Source organism: Oryzomonas rubra (assembly GCF_008369015.1).
GTDB classification, from domain to species: Bacteria; Desulfobacterota; Desulfuromonadia; order Geobacterales; family Pseudopelobacteraceae; genus Oryzomonas; species Oryzomonas japonica.
Window position 1 is genome coordinate 324,578 of the sequence record NZ_SRSD01000004.1, and the last position, 16,370, is coordinate 340,947.

General features: G+C 63.1%; 12 protein-coding genes and 1 pseudogene. 7 read left to right on the plus strand and 6 right to left on the minus strand.

Features of this window, described 5'->3' with window-relative positions:
- Nucleotides 1-282 precede the first annotated feature (282 nt).
- The 3 genes from asd to metK form a co-directional block, all read right to left on the minus strand.
- Complete coding sequence (gene asd, locus ET418_RS08740) at nucleotides 283-1,386, minus strand: aspartate-semialdehyde dehydrogenase (RefSeq protein WP_149307208.1); 1,104 nt, start codon at nucleotides 1,384-1,386, stop codon at nucleotides 283-285.
- A gap of 212 nt (nucleotides 1,387-1,598) precedes the next feature.
- Complete coding sequence (leuB, locus tag ET418_RS08745) at nucleotides 1,599-2,687, minus strand: 3-isopropylmalate dehydrogenase (RefSeq protein ID WP_149307209.1); 1,089 nt, start codon at nucleotides 2,685-2,687, stop codon at nucleotides 1,599-1,601.
- 374 nt (nucleotides 2,688-3,061) lie between these two features.
- Nucleotides 3,062-4,228, minus strand: a complete 1,167-nt coding sequence (gene metK / locus ET418_RS08750) for a methionine adenosyltransferase (protein WP_149307210.1) — start codon at nucleotides 4,226-4,228, stop codon at nucleotides 3,062-3,064.
- A gap of 222 nt (nucleotides 4,229-4,450) precedes the next feature.
- Between metK and ET418_RS08755 the strand changes: the two genes are divergently transcribed.
- The 7 genes and pseudogenes from ET418_RS08755 to ET418_RS08780 all read left to right on the plus strand — a co-directional run bounded on the left by ET418_RS08755 (nucleotide 4,451) and on the right by ET418_RS08780 (nucleotide 12,427).
- Nucleotides 4,451-4,963 carry a hypothetical protein gene (locus ET418_RS08755; protein ID WP_149307211.1) on the plus strand — a complete coding sequence of 171 codons (513 nt, stop codon included), beginning with the start codon at nucleotides 4,451-4,453 and terminating at the stop codon, nucleotides 4,961-4,963.
- Nucleotides 4,963-6,750, plus strand: a complete 1,788-nt coding sequence (locus ET418_RS08760) for an MXAN_6640 family putative metalloprotease (protein ID WP_246152999.1) — start codon at nucleotides 4,963-4,965, stop codon at nucleotides 6,748-6,750. Before ET418_RS08755 ends, ET418_RS08760 begins: the two co-directional genes overlap by 1 nt.
- Nucleotides 6,751-6,840: 90 nt before the next feature.
- Nucleotides 6,841-7,860, plus strand: a complete 1,020-nt coding sequence (locus ET418_RS08765; RefSeq protein ID WP_149307212.1) for a beta-barrel domain-containing protein — start codon at nucleotides 6,841-6,843, stop codon at nucleotides 7,858-7,860.
- Nucleotides 7,861-7,933: 73 nt separating this feature from the next.
- A pseudogene (locus ET418_RS18615) lies at nucleotides 7,934-8,404 on the plus strand (ABC transporter ATP-binding protein); the annotation flags it as partial.
- Between the two features lie 591 nt (nucleotides 8,405-8,995).
- Nucleotides 8,996-9,979, plus strand: coding sequence for an ABC transporter ATP-binding protein (locus ET418_RS18295; RefSeq protein ID WP_218043383.1), 984 nt, complete (start codon nucleotides 8,996-8,998; stop codon nucleotides 9,977-9,979).
- Nucleotides 9,980-9,993: 14 nt separating this feature from the next.
- A complete protein-coding gene (locus ET418_RS08775) occupies nucleotides 9,994-11,127 on the plus strand; it encodes an ABC transporter permease (protein ID WP_149307272.1) in 1,134 nt (377 codons plus the stop codon).
- 172 nt (nucleotides 11,128-11,299) lie between these two features.
- Complete coding sequence (locus ET418_RS08780) at nucleotides 11,300-12,427, plus strand: ABC transporter permease (protein WP_149307214.1); 1,128 nt, start codon at nucleotides 11,300-11,302, stop codon at nucleotides 12,425-12,427.
- A 22-nt stretch (nucleotides 12,428-12,449) separates the two neighbouring features.
- Here ET418_RS08780 and ET418_RS08785 read toward each other — a convergent pair whose 3' ends face one another.
- The 3 genes from ET418_RS08785 to ET418_RS08795 are packed head-to-tail and all read right to left on the minus strand — an operon-like array spanning nucleotide 12,450 to nucleotide 16,080.
- The gene (locus tag ET418_RS08785) at nucleotides 12,450-12,638 is read right to left on the minus strand and encodes a hypothetical protein (protein WP_149307215.1); all 189 of its coding nucleotides are present in this window, start codon (nucleotides 12,636-12,638) and stop codon (nucleotides 12,450-12,452) included.
- A 27-nt stretch (nucleotides 12,639-12,665) separates the two neighbouring features.
- The gene (locus ET418_RS08790; RefSeq protein WP_149307216.1) at nucleotides 12,666-14,675 is read right to left on the minus strand and encodes a cache domain-containing protein; all 2,010 of its coding nucleotides are present in this window, start codon (nucleotides 14,673-14,675) and stop codon (nucleotides 12,666-12,668) included.
- 34 nt (nucleotides 14,676-14,709) lie between these two features.
- Complete coding sequence (locus ET418_RS08795; RefSeq protein ID WP_149307217.1) at nucleotides 14,710-16,080, minus strand: sigma-54-dependent transcriptional regulator; 1,371 nt, start codon at nucleotides 16,078-16,080, stop codon at nucleotides 14,710-14,712.
- Nucleotides 16,081-16,370: the final 290 nt, after the last annotated feature.

A 16,370-nucleotide genomic window follows, 5' to 3' on the forward strand; every position in this document is an offset into this window, starting at 1 on the left:
AGACACAAAGTACACAAAGTTACACAAATAATGATTCCAGCCAGTTATACAACAATTTCAAAATTGGCTGGACTCTCCTTTTGTGTGGGTACCTTTTCGCCGCTAACTTTGTGAATCCTTTGTGCTCTTTGTGCCTTTGTGGTGAATAACTACCGTCTTTAGGTTAAACAGAAAACGCCCCATGAAGGGGCGCTCCGACGTTACCTGAAAAACGTGATTTTTGTGCAAGGTCAAGGCTGCCCGAAGACTTGCTCAAGGCTTGCGCAAAAGGCACGTTCTCATTCATTGCTTCTCAACGAGGATTCGCAACATGCGCCGCAGCGGCTCCGCCGCCCCCCACAGGAGCTGATCGCCGCAGGTAAAGGCCTGCAGGTAGTGGGGTCCCATCCGCATCTTGCGCACGCGGCCGACCGGAACCGTCAGAGTGCCGGAGACCGCAGCCGGGGTGAGCTGGGCCAGGGTGTCGGCCTTGGTGTTGGGCACCAGTTTGGCCCACTGGTTGTCGTTGGCGATCAACTGCTCGATGTCGGCCAGCGGCACGTCCTTATTCAGCTTGATGGTCAACGCCTGGCTGTGGCAGCGCATGGCGCCGACCCGCACGCAGATGCCGTCCACCGGGATCGGCGCGGTCGTGCCCAGGATTTTGTTGGTTTCGGCAAACCCTTTCCACTCCTCGCGGCTCTGGCCGTCCTCCACCTCCTTGTCGATCCAGGGGAGCACGCTCCCGGCCAGGGGGTAGCCGAACTCCTTCTTGGGCAGGGCGTCGCTGCGCATGGTGGCGGTCACCTTCCGGTCGATCTCCAGAATGGCCGACGAGGGGTCCTTGAGCAGGTGCGCGACCGAATCGTGCAGGGCTCCCTTCTGGGCAAGCAGTTCGCGCATGTTGGGAGCGCCGGCGCCGGAAGCCGCCTGGTAGGTCATGGAGGTGAGCCATTCCACCAGCCCGGCCCGGAACAGCCCCCCCAGCCCCATGAGCATCAGGCTGACGGTGCAGTTGCCGCCGATGAAGTCCTTCTGCCCCTTGGCCAGGGCGCTATCGATGACGTTGCGGTTGACCGGGTCGAGGACGATGACCGCCTCCGGCTCCATACGCAGGGTGCTGGCCGCGTCGATCCAGTAGCCGTTCCACCCCTGCCTGCGCAACTCCGGGTGGACCGCCTTGGTGTAGTCGCCCCCCTGGCAGGTGAGGATGACGTCGAGCTTCTTCAACTCTGCCATATCGTCGGCGCTCTTGAGGGTGCCGGCGTTCATGGGGGCCGGCTGCCCGGCCTGGGATGTGGAGAAGAACACCGGTTCGATACCGGTAGCGAAATCACCTTCCTCCTGCATCCGCTGCATGAGGACCGAACCGACCATACCGCGCCAACCGACGATTCCGACTTTCATAGTCTGTTCCTTTTTTCCGAAGATGTGATTAGTTACACCTGAATCCGTGACGACTGAACGGTGGAACGAGCGACGTGCCGGAGCCCAACGCCGCCCACTCAGCGTCATGCCTGCTTTGCCGTGCGGCCTCCGCTACGGCGGAGATACGGCCGGCAATGCCTGGGCTGAGGCATGGTAAACGAGAGGAGCCGTTCAGGCGTCACGGATTTAGGTTATAGTGCCGCGATGATGGCGTCGCCGATCTCCTTCGTGTTCACCAGCTTTTCGCCTTCCTTCTTCTGGTAGATGTCGCGGGTGCGGAAGCCCTGGTCCAGCACCGTGGCCACGGCGTTGTCGATGGCGTCGGCCGCCTCGACCATGCCGAAGGAGAAGCGGAGCAGCATGCCCGCCGAAAGGATCTGGGCGATGGGGTTGGCGATCCCCTGGCCGGCGATGTCCGGGGCAGAACCGCCGGACGGCTCGTACATGCCGAAGGTACCCTCGGCCAGAGACGCGGACGGCAGCATGCCCAGGGAGCCGGTCAGCATGGCGGCCTCATCGGAGAGGATGTCGCCGAACATGTTCTCGCACAGGATCACGTCGAACTGCTTGGGCCAGCGCACCAGCTGCATGGCGGCGTTGTCCACATACATGTGGGACAACTCCACGTCCGGGTATTCCTTGGCAACGGTCGTGACGATCTCGCGCCACAGCACCGAACTGGAGAGGACATTGGCCTTATCGATGGAGCAGACCTTCTTGCCCCGCTTGCGGGCCGCCTGGAAGGCCACGTGGGCGATGCGCTCGATCTCCGGCACGGAGTAGCGCATGGTATCCACGCCGATCCGGTCCCGGCCGTTTCCTTCGATACCCTTGGGCTGGGAGAAGTAGATGCCGCCGGTCAACTCGCGGATGACCAGGACGTTGAAGCCCCCCCCGATGACCTCTTCCTTGAGCGACGATGCGCCGGTCAGGGACGGGAAGATGATGGCCGGCCGCAGGTTGGCGTAGAGGCCGAAGATCTTGCGCAGGGGGAGCAGCGCCCCCCGCTCCGGCTGTTCGTCGGGCGGCAGGGTCTCCCACTTCGGACCACCCACCGAGCCGAACAGGATGGCATCGCTGGCCCGGCAGATATTCACCGTGGTCTCGGGCAGGGCCTTGCCCTCATTGTCGATGCCGGCCCCGCCCACATTGGCGTGGGTCCGCTCGAAGGTCACCTGATATCTCTTTTCAATGGCGTCCAAAACCCGCAGCGCCTCGGCCATCACCTCCGGTCCGATGCCGTCACCCGGCAGAACCGCTATCTTATACGCCTGTGCCATGTAAATCTCCTCTGAGGTATTCATAGTATACTAATTTCCATACCCCTGTTTTGTCAACAGCGGGTATCAGTTTTCGGGCACACTGATGGGTTGTCAAAAAATTCAGGTCGTTCAAAAATAGTCAGATCGTCGCACCCGCAGAAAGCCCCGCGGAGGTGTAGCAGCGCTACGCCGCACAATTTCACTTGTGAAATTGGACCGCGAAGGCGCCCGAAGGGTGAGGCCGCAGGCCGAAGTCACAAGGCGGTTTTCGAGGACGGCGGCGAGATGGCTGTTTTTCAACAACCTGCTAACAGAACGGGGCGGTTTCGCAACCGCCCCGGCCTTGACCATCCACTCGTCAGGATGTATGCAACGCTGTGCGGCTCGGGCCCTTAAATGCCCGCCTTGGTCTTGAGAATCGCAGCCTTGTCAGTCTTCTCCCAGGTGAATTCGGGCAGTTCACGGCCGAAGTGGCCATAGGCGGCGGTCTTCTTGTAGATCGGGCGGAGCAGGTCGAGCTGTTCGATGATGGCGCGGGGGCGCATGTCGAATACCTCGCGCACCAGTTCGGCCAAACGGTCTTCGCTCACCTTGCCGGTGCCGAAGGTATGCACCATGATGGAGACCGGCTGGGCCACGCCGATGGCATAGGCCACCTGCACCTCGCACCGTTCGCACAGGCCGGCGGCCACCAGGTTCTTGGCCACGTAGCGCCCCATGTAGGCCGCCGAGCGGTCCACCTTGGAAGGGTCCTTGCCGGAGAAGGCGCCGCCGCCGTGACGCCCCATGCCGCCATAGGTGTCGACGATGATCTTGCGGCCGGTCAGGCCGCAGTCGCCCATGGGGCCGCCCACCACGAAACGGCCGGTGGGGTTGATGAAGTAGCGGGTATCGGCATCCAGCAGCTCGGCCGGGATGACCTTCTTGACCACCTCGGCGATCACCCGCTCCTCGATCTCCTTGTGGGTCACGTCGGGGGTATGCTGGGTGGAGATGACCACCGTGTCGATGCGGCTCGGCTTGCCGTCCACGTATTCGACCGAAACCTGGGATTTTGAGTCGGGGCGGAGGAAGCTCAACTGGCCGGATTTGCGCACCTCGGCCAGCTTGGCCACCAGTTCGTGGGCCAGTTGGATCGGCATCGGCATCAGTTCCGGGGTTTCGTTGCAGGCGTAGCCGAACATCAGCCCCTGGTCGCCGGCGCCCTGTTCCTTGTGCAGGCCGTCGCCCTCGTTGACCCCCTGGGCGATGTCGGGCGACTGCCGGTCGACGGAAACCAGCACCGCGCAGGTGTCGGCGTCGAAGCCCATTTCGGAGTCGGTGTAGCCGATCTCCTTGATGGTGTTGCGCACGATCTCGGAGTAGTTGATGGCGGCGTTGGTGGTAATCTCTCCGGCGATAACCGCCATGCCGGTGGTCACCAGGGTTTCACAGGCCACGCGGGCCGTCTTGTCCTGGGCAAGGATGGCATCGAGGATGGCATCGGAGACCTGATCGGCGACCTTATCGGGATGACCTTCGGATACCGACTCTGAGGTGAATATGAATTTTTCGGACATGAAACGGAACTCCTCTCTGATGGCAATTATTGCTCTCTAAAGCCCTGGAACCGACGGATCGGAACCCATACTGAAATACTCGTCGAATGAACCTGTTAATTTATAAATATGTATCTGTTTTGTCAAGTAAAGATAGTCCGGCTTCATTCCGTTTGACTCGCACCTGCAACTTACTGCACAATAGCGCGTATTTTGGGAGTTCACCCCTTTCGGAGCGGCCCTATGCCCGCCGGTTTCAACCTCATACTCGCCGTGGTCGTCTGCCTGTTCCTGGGCGGTGCGGCCGTAGCCGCCGCGAAACGGCCGAGTGGTGCCTGGAATTATTACCATTTCGACGGAAGCCGCTTTGTCGCCGGCCTGGCGGCAGACGGGAAGCGCGCCGTGGCGGTGCGGGACGGGGTTCGGCCGGTGGTCGCGCTCCCTGGTGCGAGGATCGAGGCGGTCGCCCTGCCGGCAGGCACGGGGGCCGTGGCCGGCATCTGCTACATCCAGAGTGCGGGCGGCAAACTGGCCGGCGGGGCCGGGTACCTGGCCGCCCCTGCCATGCGTCTGCCGATCTCATCGGGCGCCAACGTCGTGACAACGGTACAGACCGACGAGCAGGGGTATTTCATCGCCGTGCTCCCAGCGGGGCGGTATGTCGTCGGAGAGGGCCCTCTGGCCAGGGACGTGCGGGTAGAAAGCGATCAAACGTCGCTCATAGCATTGCGCGTGGGCAAAAGGATGGTGGATTGATGACAATGGCGTTCACACGGTTTGCGGTGGCGTTTGCTTGCGTGCTTGGCCTCTCCCTGCCGGGGGCTGCCGGACCGCTCGACGACTATTACCTGGCCGCCTTCAATGAGCAGGGCGGCAGCGCCCTGGAGAAGGCGATTCTGTCCACGACAGCGGAGACGGCCGGGGCCACCCAATGCGGAACGCCGCTCAAACACGAGCTCAGCCGAGACTGGAGCCTGCTGGAACCGGCAACCAGGAAGACGCTGGCCAAACAACTGGCCGCACCGGCGCTGACGGGCGAGGCGACCCTCCTCTCCAGCGGAGGGCACTTCCTGATCCACTATGCCACATCGGGCAGCGATGTCCCGACGCCGGCAGCCGGGTATACCGTCCCATCCTGGGTGCAGGCCGTGGCCGACACCTTCGAGAGCGTCTACGCGACCTACATGACCGCCGACGGCTACCACCCGCCGCCGGGCACCCCGTACCACATCTACCTGCGCAGCCTGGCTGCGTTGAAGATATACGGCCAGACGACATCGACCTCTTCGTCGCCCTCCCCCGGCTTTACCAACGCCTACGGGAGCTACATCGAGATCGACAAGGATTTCACCAGTCCGATCTTCCACCCCCAGATCTACACGCCCCTGCAAAGCCTCCAGATCACCGCAGCCCATGAGTATCACCACGCCATCCAGTACGGCTACAACTTTTTCTTCGATATCTGGTACGCCGAGGCGACCTCCACCTGGTACGAGGATGAGGTGTACGACAACGTCAACCAGCTCTACGCCTATCTCGACGCGGCGCTGCTGAACACGAACCTGAGCATCGATATCGCCCCCAGCATCACCACGGGAGGCGGATACGGCCGTTGGCTGTTCAACCGCCATCTTGCCGAGGCCCATGGCGGGCAGAGCATCGTGCGCAGCTTCTGGGAACGCCTGGCGACAACGGCGCCAGGCGGACAGGGCGATATCCCCATGATACCCATAATCGACACCTTATTGCAGGCCAGCGGCTCCAGCCTGAGCACGGACTTCCTCGGGTATGCCGGCAAGCTGTACACCGGCGCCTGGAGTACCCACCTGTCGGAGATACCGCTGATCCCAGCGGCGGACATGACGGGGACCTTTACATCCTACCCTGTTGCGGGTACCTCTACCCCCTCCCCATCCGTAATCCTGCCCCATTACTCGTTTGCTTTTTTCCGCATGGTGCCGTCGGCAACCTCGCCCGCCACACTGACCATTACCCTCACCGCCGATACCGGCATTTCTGCGGTCGCGTTCAGCAAAACAGGGAACAGCATCAACTCCTTCACCGCCGGCGTCGGCAGCAACCAGATAACGATACCCGGTTTCGGCGCGACCACCGAGGTTGTGCTCCTCCTGGCAAACACCACCGGCAGCGACAACCTCTTTGCCGGGTTCAGCAGCGACGGGAGCCAAGTCACGCGCACACCCTCCGGCGGTGGTGGTGGTGGTGGCGGCTGCTTCATCGCCACCGCCGCTTACGGCAGCTACCTTCATCCCCAGGTTCGGGTGCTGCGCGAGTTCCGCGACCATTATCTGTTGACCAACGCCCCCGGCCGGGCCTTTGTGGAGTTCTACTACCGCTTCAGCCCGCCGCTGGCGGACCTCATCGCCCGCCATGAAGGACTACGGACCATCACGAGGCTGATCCTGACCCCGGTCGTCGTGGCCGTTGCCCACCCCGCAGCCATGGCCGCCGCGCTGATGATGGCGGCTGGCCTGTATATCCCGCTCCGTCGGCGACGCAGGACCATGGTCCAGACCGTTTGACACCGGCGGGGGCGCGTGCCTTCGCCCGTCCCCGTGGTACACTTGAAACCAGGTACACCCATTGAACAGAACAGCTGGGGGAGGCCCTTGATGCACTGGAAGAAGATGATTATCGCCGCCGTCATTGTCGTTGTGCTGGCAATGACGGTATTTTTCGTCATGCGCCACAGACCGGAGGAGTCAGGCACGCTCAAGGTTTCCGGCACCATGGAGGTCACTTCGGTCGAGCTGTCGTTCAAGGTCGGCGGCCGTCTGGCCCAACGCCTGGTGGACGAGGGGGAGATGGTCACGGCGGGTCAGTTGGTGGCGCGCCTGGAGGATGACGAGCTGAAAGAGGACAAAAACGCCCGGGCAGCCGAAAAGCGGGCCGCCCAGGCGGCCCTGGCCGACCTGCAGGCCGGCAGCCGCCGGGAGGAGATCGCCCAGGCCGAGGCGGCACTGGCGCGGATGCGGGCCGATGCCGAACGCTTGAGGAAGGATGCCCTCCGCTCGGAGGCGCTCTTCAAGCGCGAGGTGATCCCCCTGAAAGACCTGGATGCCGCCCGGGCCGGGCGCGACACTTCGGCCGCCGCGGTGCGCGAGGCCGAGCAGCACCTGAAACTCCTGCGGATCGGCCCCCGGCCGGATGCGGTACGACAGGCAAAGTCGCATGTCGAAGCGGCCGAGGCCGGATTGGCCCTGACCGAAACACGCCTCTCCCAGAGCACGCTCACCGCCCCCCTGGCGGGGCTGGTGCTGGCCAAACATGCCGAGCAGGGGGAGATGCTGGCCGTGGGCGCCCCGGTCGTCACCATCGGCAAGATGGACGACGTCTGGCTGCGGGCCTATATCCCGGAAACCGAGATGGGGCGGGTCAAGGTGGGACAGCGGGCGCGGGTCACGGTGGACACCTGGCCGGGACGGGTCTTCGAGGGAACGGTATCCTTCATCTCCCCCGAGGCGGAGTTCACCCCCAAGAACGTCCAGACCGAAAAGGAGCGGGTCAAGCTGGTCTACCGCATCAAGATCACCATGGCCAACCCCAGGATGGAGCTGAAGCCAGGCATGCCGGCCGATGCGGTGATCGAGACGGGCAATGGGAAGAGCTTGCCACAGGGGCCAAAGCGGTGATGCCGCTCGCGACAGGCGAAGCCCGTACCACCCCCTTGCCCCTTCGGGCGGGGCGCGGCCAAGGCGGACCGGCATGGCCATAGTCGCCACAGATCTTACCCGCCGCTTCGGCGGCCTGACCGCCGTGGACGGCCTGACCCTTTCCGTGCCCCCCGGCGAACTGTTCGGGCTGGTGGGCTCGGACGGCGCGGGCAAGACCACCACCATCCGCATGCTGACCGGGGTGATGGACCCCACCACCGGCGAGGCCCGGGTGCTGGACTGCCCCTGCCACGACCTGGAACCGGTGCGGGGCGATATCGGCTACATGAGCCAGCGCTTCGGCCTCTACCCGGACCTGACCGTGGCCGAGAACATCCGCTTCTATGCCGACATCTTCGGCGTGGCGCGCCGCGAGCGCCTGGAGCGGACCGAGCACCTGCTCGCCTTCAGCAACCTGGCCCCGTTCCGGGACCGCAAGGCCGCCAACCTTTCCGGCGGCATGAAGCAGAAACTGGGGCTGGCCTGCGCCCTGATCCACACTCCCAAGGTGCTGTTCCTGGACGAGCCGACCAACGGGGTCGATCCAGTCTCGCGCCGGGACTTCTGGCGCATCCTCTACGGCCTGTTGCGGGACGGGGTGACCATCTTCGTGGCCACCGCCTACCTGGACGAGGCGGACCGCTGCCACCGGGTCGGCCTGATCCACAAGGGGCGGCTTCTGGCCTGCGACAAACCGGTTGTCCTGCGGCGGCTGGCCGGCGGGAGCGTCCTGGAACTGGTCACCCCCGATGCGCGCACCGCGGCCCAGATGCTGCGGCAGAAACGCCCCGATCTCGCCGTCGCCCTGTTCGGCGACCGGCTCCACCTGACCAGCGAGGCGCCGGAACGGGCCGACCGGGAGTTGCGGGAACTGTTTCGCCAGGCCGGCATGGAATTGCAGGCCCTGGAGCGGGTCGAGCCGTCCCTGGAGGATGTCTTCGTCGCCATGATCGGCGAGGCGGACGGGCAGCAGCAGCCGTCGGCTTCCCCCCCTACCAGGTTTTCGGAAAATTCAGGTTGTTCAAAAATAACCAGATCGTCGCACCCGCAGGAAGACCCGCGGAGGCGTAGCAGCGCTACGCCGCACGAAAGGGCTTTCGAGGACGAAGGCCTGATGGCTGTTTTTCAACAACCTCCCGCCGGGGAACCGGCCGTGTCGGTGCGGGGTCTGACCCGCCGCTTCGGCGACTTCATTGCCGTCAACGCCATCGACCTGGAGGTGACCCAGGGGGAGATCTTCGGCTTCCTCGGCCCCAACGGCGCCGGCAAATCCACCACCATCCGCATGCTGTGCGGCATCCTGGAGCCCTCCGCCGGCGAAGGCCGGGTGGCCGGCTGCGACGTGATGCGCCAGCCGGAACAGATCAAGACGCGGATCGGCTACATGAGCCAGAAATTCTCCCTGTACGAAGACCTGACCGTGGAGGAGAACATCGCCTTCTACGGCGGCATCTACCGCATCCCCCCCAAAAAACTGGCCCAGCGCGCGGAGTGGGTGATCGCCATGGCCGGGCTGGAGGAGCGGCGCCGCTCCAAGGCGGGCGAACTGTCCGGCGGCTGGAAACAGCGCCTGGCCCTGGGATGCGCCATGCTGCACGAGCCGCCGGTGATCTTCCTGGACGAGCCGACCTCGGGGGTGGACCCCATCAGCCGCCGTTCCTTCTGGGATCTGATCAACCGCCTGGCGGCAAACGGTGTGACCGTATTCGTCACAACTCATTACATGGACGAGGCCGAATACTGCGACCGCCTGGCCATGATCTACCGGGGGGAACTGGTGGCCCTGGGGAGCCCGTCGGAATTAAAACGGGGACACATGGCCGAAGAGGTTCTGGAAGCGGCCTGCGAACGCCCCCAGGACCTGTTGGAGGAACTGGAGCGGCTCCCCGGCGTGCGTCATGCCGCCCTGTTCGGCCGGGGCGCCCATGTGGTGACCGAGGACAGCGCCGCCACCGAAACGGCCCTGGCCGCCTCTCCCCTGGCCGGGCAGGTGCGCCTGCGCCGAGTACTTCCCTCCCTGGAGGATGTGTTCGTATCCCTGATCGAGGCGCGGGACCGGGACGAAGGATCGAGCCGGCTGCAGAGGGAGACCCCATGACGGACCATATCGCCATAAAACTGCGCCGCACCTTGGCCGTGGCCCACAAGGAGACCCTGCACCTGCTGCGCGACCCCCGCAGCCTGATCATGGGGCTGGCCATCCCCATGCTGATGCTGTTCCTGTTCGGCTACGCCCTCAACCTGGACATCGAAAAGGTCCAGCTGGCGGTCTGGGACCGGAGCGATACGGTGGCCAGCCGGGATTTCGTCGCCAGCTTCGCCTCTTCCCGCTACTTCCAGCTGGTGGAACGCGCCTCGTCCTACGGCGAGATCGAGCGGGCCATCGACAGCCGCCGCGCCATCATCGCCCTGGTGGTGCCGGAAGGCTTCAGCCGCACCCTGGAGGGACGCGGCCGGGCCGATGTGCAGGCCATCCTGGACGGCAGCGACGCCAATACCGCCACCCTGGTGCTGGCCTATGCCGAAGCGGTGGCGCGCACCTTCTCGACCGAGATCATGGTGCAACGCCTCCACCGGGCCGGCCGCTCCCCGACACCGCCGCCGGTGGACCTGCGCCCCCGGGTCTGGTTCAACACCGACCTGGTGTCGCGCTACTACATCTTTCCCGGCCTGATCGCGGTGATCATGATGGTCATCGCGGCCCTGCTCACCTCCCTGACCGTGGCGCGGGAATGGGAGACCGGCACCATGGAGCAACTCATCGCCACGCCGCTCACCGGCGGGGAGATCGTTGCCGGCAAGCTGCTCCCCTACTTCATGATCGGGATCATCGACCTGGTCCTGTGCGTGCTGGTGGGGTACTTTGCCTTCGGTGTGCCGTTCAGGGGGAACCTGGTGCTCCTGTTCGCCCTGTCCCTGGTCTTCCTGGTGGGGGCGCTGGCCCTGGGAATCCTGATCAGCATCCTGGTCAAAAGCCAGCTCCTGGCCAGCCAGTTCGCCCTGGTGACCACCATGCTGCCGGCCTTCCTGCTCTCCGGGTTCATGTTCCCCATCGACAACATGCCCCAGGTGATCCAGATCGCCACCAACGTGGTCACGGCGCGCCATTTCGTCCACATCCTGCGCGGCATCTATCTCAAGGATGCGGGTATGGGGGAGCTGGCCCCCCAGGTGCTGGTGCTGGCCCTCTTCGGCGTGGCGGTGCTGACGTTGGCGGTGAAGAAATTCCGAAAAAAGATCGATTGAGTTGAGGTTGTTGAAAAACAGCCATCTCGCCGCCGTCCTCGAAAGCCCCTTCGTGCGGCGTAGCGCTGCTACGCCTCCTCGGGGCTCTCTGCGGGTGCGACGATCTGACTATTTTTGAACAACCTGAGTTTTAGCAGCCTGCTATGAACGCCCTGTGAAGGTGACAACGCATATGTTCGAACGGCTGAAGGCCATGTTGATAAAGGAGTTCATCCAGGTGCTGCGGGACCCGCGCACCCGGTTCGTGATATTCGTCTTTCCGGTGTTCCAGGTGGTGGTCTTCGGCTATGCGGTCAACACCGACGTGCGCAACAGCCGCACCGCGGTGCTGGATCGTGATAACAGCCGCGAGAGCCGCGGAATCGTGGAGCGCTTCCAACGCTCCGGGTACTTCGACATCACCGAGCGGGTCGCGGACGAGCGCCGCATCCGGTATCTGCTGGACCGGGGCCAGGTGCGGGCGGTACTGGTCTTTGACCACGGTTTCGAAGGGCGGCTGAAAAAGGAGGGGGCGGCCCCCCTGGCCCTGATCCTGGACGGCAGCGACGCCAACTCGGCCGGGATCGTGCTGGGCTACGCCTCCTCGATCATCGGCGCCTACAACGCCGAAGAGCTGGCCCTTCGCCTGGCCCGCAACGGGGTTGCCGCCCAGACGGAGGGGGTGACGCTCCGCTCCCGGGCCTGGTTCAACCCCAACCTGGAAAGCCGGGTCTATTTCGTACCGGCGGTCATCGCCATGCTGGTGATGGTGGTGACCATGCTCCTCTCCAGCATGGCTGTGGTTCGGGAGAAAGAGATCGGCACCATCGAACAGGTGGTGGTCACCCCCATCACCAAAGGCGAGTTCATCCTCGGCAAGACGATTCCCTTCATCCTGATGGGCTACGCCAATGTGATCATCGTGGCCTTCGTGGCGGTGCGCTGGTTCGATATCCCCATCCGGGGGAGCCTGGGGCTTCTGGCCTTCAGCACCGGCCTGTTCCTCATGAGTTCCCTGGGGGCGGGACTGTTGATCTCCACCGTCAGCAGCACCCAGCAGCAGGCCATGATGACCGCCTTCTTCGTCATCTTTCCCTGCATGCTGCTCTCCGGCTTCTCCTTCCCCATCGACAACATGCCGGTTGCGGTGCAGTACATCACCTTGATCAATCCCCTGCGCTACTACATGATCATCCTGCGTTCCATCTTTCTCAAGGGCGTGGGGATCGTGGTGCTCTGGCGGGAGTTGGTGGCCCTTACGGCCATCGGCGTCGTGGTGCTCATGGTGGCGGTGGGACGTTTCAGAAAGACGGTGGGGTAAGGGGCGGGCGGATGCCCGCCCCTTATTCTTCCGCTTTTTCCTTGCGGTAGAACCTGATCAGAAACTCCCCATCCCGAGGGGAGAGGTCGAACTTGAAGACCGCCTCCTGGAGAAGCGGCGCCAGCGGCTGGCCGGGGTTCTCCAGGAGGTTGCCGGATATCCATTTGATTGCGCGCCGCAGCTCTTCTCCATCCGGTAACAGGTCATGCATAGCAATAACGCTCCTTTACACAATATGTCATCCCTGCTCCCCCTGCTCTTCAGGGGCCTGCTTGAGCGGCAGGATGACGCTGAAGATCGTGCCCTGGCCCGGCTCGCTCAACACCTCGATCTCGCCCCCGTGGTCCCTGACGATGCCGTAGGATACCGCTAATCCCAGGCCGGTTCCATGGGACTTGGTGGTATAGAAAGGGGTGAACAGTTTCTCCACCTGCTCTTCGCTGAGGCCCGGTCCGGTATCCGCGACCGCTACCCGGCACAATCCGGCCTCCGGGTCGGCTCCGATGTCCACGAAGAGCGTCCCGCCCCCCTCCATGGCCTGCAGACCGTTCACGATCAGGTTGGTGAAGACCTGCCGCAACTGGTCTTCGTCCGCCTCGATCATGATCTTCTTGCCGCGATAATGTCGGGTGACGGTATAGGGATCGAGCAACACCTGATGTCCCACCTGGTCCAGGATATCCTCCAGCACCTCCGCGAGGGAAAACCGGCTGAGCTGCTTGGCGCTGCCACGCGAGAAGGCCCGGAGATTTTTGACGATCCGCTCGATCCGTGCCACCTGGCGCATGATGGTATCCAGCTCTTCGGGGCCGTGATCGCCGGCAGCGCTATTCATCTCCAAAAGCTCCACATTGCCCCGGATGATGGCCAGGGGATTGTTGATCTCATGGGCCACGCCGGAGGCCAGAAGCCCGATGGCCGCCAACCGTTCGGCCTGGGCCAACTCCTTTTGGGCAAGCAGCAGTTGCTCGTTCTTTTCCTCCAACTGGGTGGTGCGTTCCGTCACCTTCTCTTCCAGGGTATGGTTGAGGGACAGAATCTCCCGTTCCCGTTCCTTCAGGCGACGCTTCATGATGTTGAACTCGCCGGCCAGCGAGGCGATCTCGTCATGGCTGTCCACGGTGATATCGGACTGCTGTTCACCGGCGGCGATCCTCCGGGCCCCCTCTTCCAGCGCCTTGATCGGCCGGGCCATGTTAGAGCCGAGCCAAGCCGAAAGCGGGACGCCGAACAGAGTGACGAAGGCCAGGACCCCGGAGAAGATGGTGTTGATCTGGGAGCGCAACTCAGCATAGGGCTGCTCCGACATTCCCACATAGAGCGCGCCGACCACGGTTCCCCGGTAATCCCTGAGCGGTTCGTAGGCGGTAAAGTTCCATCTGTCCACAACGAATGCCTTGCCGTTCCATTTTTCCCCCCGGCTGACGGCGTTATACACCTCGGCTGACATCACGCTGCCGATGGCCCGCTCGCCCCGCTCATCCATCACGCTGGTGGCGATGCGCACATCATCCAGGAATATCGTCGCGCTGCCCACCGGCTGGCCGGCATTTTCCCGCGGTTGGAAAATGACCCGCGTGATGCGGTCAACGAGCCTGTTTTCGCCATTGAGCAACATGCCGCCGTAGATCACGCCGGCAACGGTGCCGTCGGCCGCAATGACCGGGGCAGCGGCAATCAGGAACAACCCGCGGTTTTCGACCTGTTTCGTGTAGGTCCGGGCATGGGGGGTAGGTTTGAGGGGGATGTTCATCAGCGAAGGGAGCTGGGGATTTTCACGAATGACCTGCTCGGGCCGCAACAGGAAAATGCCGCTGCAGACGATCCCCTTGGCGGCATCGGCGAGGATTTTTTCCGATCGCAGCGCATCGCCCGTACTGCCGGGGTTGGCGGCCCGGTAGCGGACAAAACCGTAACGGTCCACCAGGGTCAGGAAACTGAGGCGATCGTTCCTGAGTATGGACTGAAGGGGGATAACGGCCGGCAGGTTTTTGTTGTCGCGCAGGGCGGCCGACAATTCCGGGGAGAGGCCGGCCAAGCGGATGATGTCGCTCAGACGCGCCATCTCCCCCAGAAAGATCTCGTTAGCCGAACTGAGATTGCTCTCCACCGTCTGTTGCGCCTCGCTGATGAAGCGCGTGATGATGATCGAGGAGCCGATGACCCAACAGACGGCAATGGCCGCAACCAACGGCACCATGGTGCCCACCGTCAGCTTGAAGCGTATGGAGGTCCGCAAGAATTTCATGCCGCCTCGCGTCCATGAGGGTCACGGCCCGGCATTACTCGGCTCGGCCGGCACTGAGGCCGAATTCGACGATCTTGCGGTCCAGCGTCTTGCGCGAGATGCCGAGGATCTCGGCCGTGCGGCTCTTGTGGAAGCCGGTGCGCTTCAACACCGCCTTGATATGTTGCCGCTCCACCTCATCCAGCGCCACCAGGGGGGCCGCCCCATGGGGGGCGGCCACGGTCTCGCGGCGCCTCCCGATGGGGAGCAGGGCGGCGGTGATGGTGTTGGAACGGGCCAGGATCACGGCGCGCTCCATGACGTTCTCCAACTCGCGCACATTGCCGGGCCAATCGTAGTCCATCAGCATCGCCAGGGCTTCATCCTCGAAATCGTGCACCTCTTTCTTCATCTTGGCGGTATAGATATCCAGGAAGTGGCGCGCCAGCGGTTCGATGTCCTCGCGCCGCTCGCGCAGGGAGGGGAGATTCACGGTTATGACGTTCAGGCGGTAATAGAGGTCCTCGCGGAAACGGCCGTCCCGAACCTCATTGACCAGGTCCTTGTTGGTAGCGGCGACAAAACGTACATCCACCTTGCGGGGCCGGGTCGAGCCGACGGCGATGAAGTCCTTTTCCTGGATGACCCGCAGCAGCTTGGCCTGCACCGTCGGGCTGACATCGCCGATCTCGTCCAGAAAAAGCGTCCCGCCGTCCGCCTCCTCCACCAGCCCCTTCTGGTTGATTACGGCGCCGGTAAAGGCCCCGCGCACATGCCCGAAGAGCTGGCTTTCCAGAAGGGTATCCGAGAGGGCGGCGCAGTTGAGGGAGATATACGGCTTGCCGGCACGCGGACTGTTGGCGTGGATGGTGCTGGCGATCAACTCCTTGCCGGTGCCCGATTCCCCCAGGATCAGGATATTGGCATCGCTGGAGGCGACCTGAAGGGTCAGGTCGTACACCTCGCGAAAACAGGCGCTCCTGAAAACCATTGTTTCGGAACGGCCCGTTCCCCGCTGCAACTCCTTGCGCAACATGAGATTTTCATTGGCCAGCCGGTGATGGTCGAGCAGTCGGTCCAGCACCGTGAGCAGCTTCTCTTTGGGAAACGGTTTGGTGATATAGTCGTAGGCCCCCAGCTTGATGGCCTGGACCGCGTCGTCGATCGTGCCGTGGGCCGTCATGATGACCACCGGCACGTCCGGGCGTTCGCTACGGAGATGCTTGAGAACCTGGAGGCCGTCCATGTCGGGCATGCGCACGTCCTGGAGGATCACATCGCACTCCGCGGCATCCGACGCCTTTACCCGCTTCAGAAGCTCATTGCCGCGCAAAAAGGTCTCGACCTGATAGCCGTTCGCACTCAGGAGCTTATCAAGATAGCGGAGAATATCCGCTTCATCATCACATACAAACACAGTTGGCATAGGACATGCTCCTTATTCACGCGGGTGGCGTCGCTCCCCCTTTGCCCCCTGCGAGACCGGCGGACAGACAAGCTCGTAATCTCTCTGTTGAACTATGGAGTGGCTGTTTTTCCCCCTGTGAGAACAGAGGGAAACGGAGAGGGCTGCCCGGGACAAAAAGATACATCATGTGCCAAAAAGACGCAACCGTTGTTTTGTTTTGTCGTCTACCCGCCGAGTCGTAAACGCAACGAATCCAGCAATTATAAACAGTTGCAGCAAGTCATTCCAAACAGCAAGATTGGCACGCC

Coding starts and splice junctions, on each gene's coding strand:
- asd (WP_149307208.1), bottom strand. CDS start 1,386: ATGAAAGTCGGAATCGTCGGTTGGCGCGGTATGGTCGGTTCGGTCCTC.
- leuB (WP_149307209.1), bottom strand. CDS start 2,687: ATGGCACAGGCGTATAAGATAGCGGTTCTGCCGGGTGACGGCATCGGA.
- metK (WP_149307210.1), bottom strand. CDS start 4,228: ATGTCCGAAAAATTCATATTCACCTCAGAGTCGGTATCCGAAGGTCAT.
- ET418_RS08755 (WP_149307211.1), top strand. CDS start 4,451: ATGCCCGCCGGTTTCAACCTCATACTCGCCGTGGTCGTCTGCCTGTTC.
- ET418_RS08760 (WP_246152999.1), top strand. CDS start 4,963: ATGACAATGGCGTTCACACGGTTTGCGGTGGCGTTTGCTTGCGTGCTT.
- ET418_RS08765 (WP_149307212.1), top strand. CDS start 6,841: ATGCACTGGAAGAAGATGATTATCGCCGCCGTCATTGTCGTTGTGCTG.
- ET418_RS18295 (WP_218043383.1), top strand. CDS start 8,996: ATGGCTGTTTTTCAACAACCTCCCGCCGGGGAACCGGCCGTGTCGGTG.
- ET418_RS08780 (WP_149307214.1), top strand. CDS start 11,300: ATGTTCGAACGGCTGAAGGCCATGTTGATAAAGGAGTTCATCCAGGTG.
- ET418_RS08785 (WP_149307215.1), bottom strand. CDS start 12,638: ATGCATGACCTGTTACCGGATGGAGAAGAGCTGCGGCGCGCAATCAAA.
- ET418_RS08790 (WP_149307216.1), bottom strand. CDS start 14,675: ATGAAATTCTTGCGGACCTCCATACGCTTCAAGCTGACGGTGGGCACC.
- ET418_RS08795 (WP_149307217.1), bottom strand. CDS start 16,080: ATGCCAACTGTGTTTGTATGTGATGATGAAGCGGATATTCTCCGCTAT.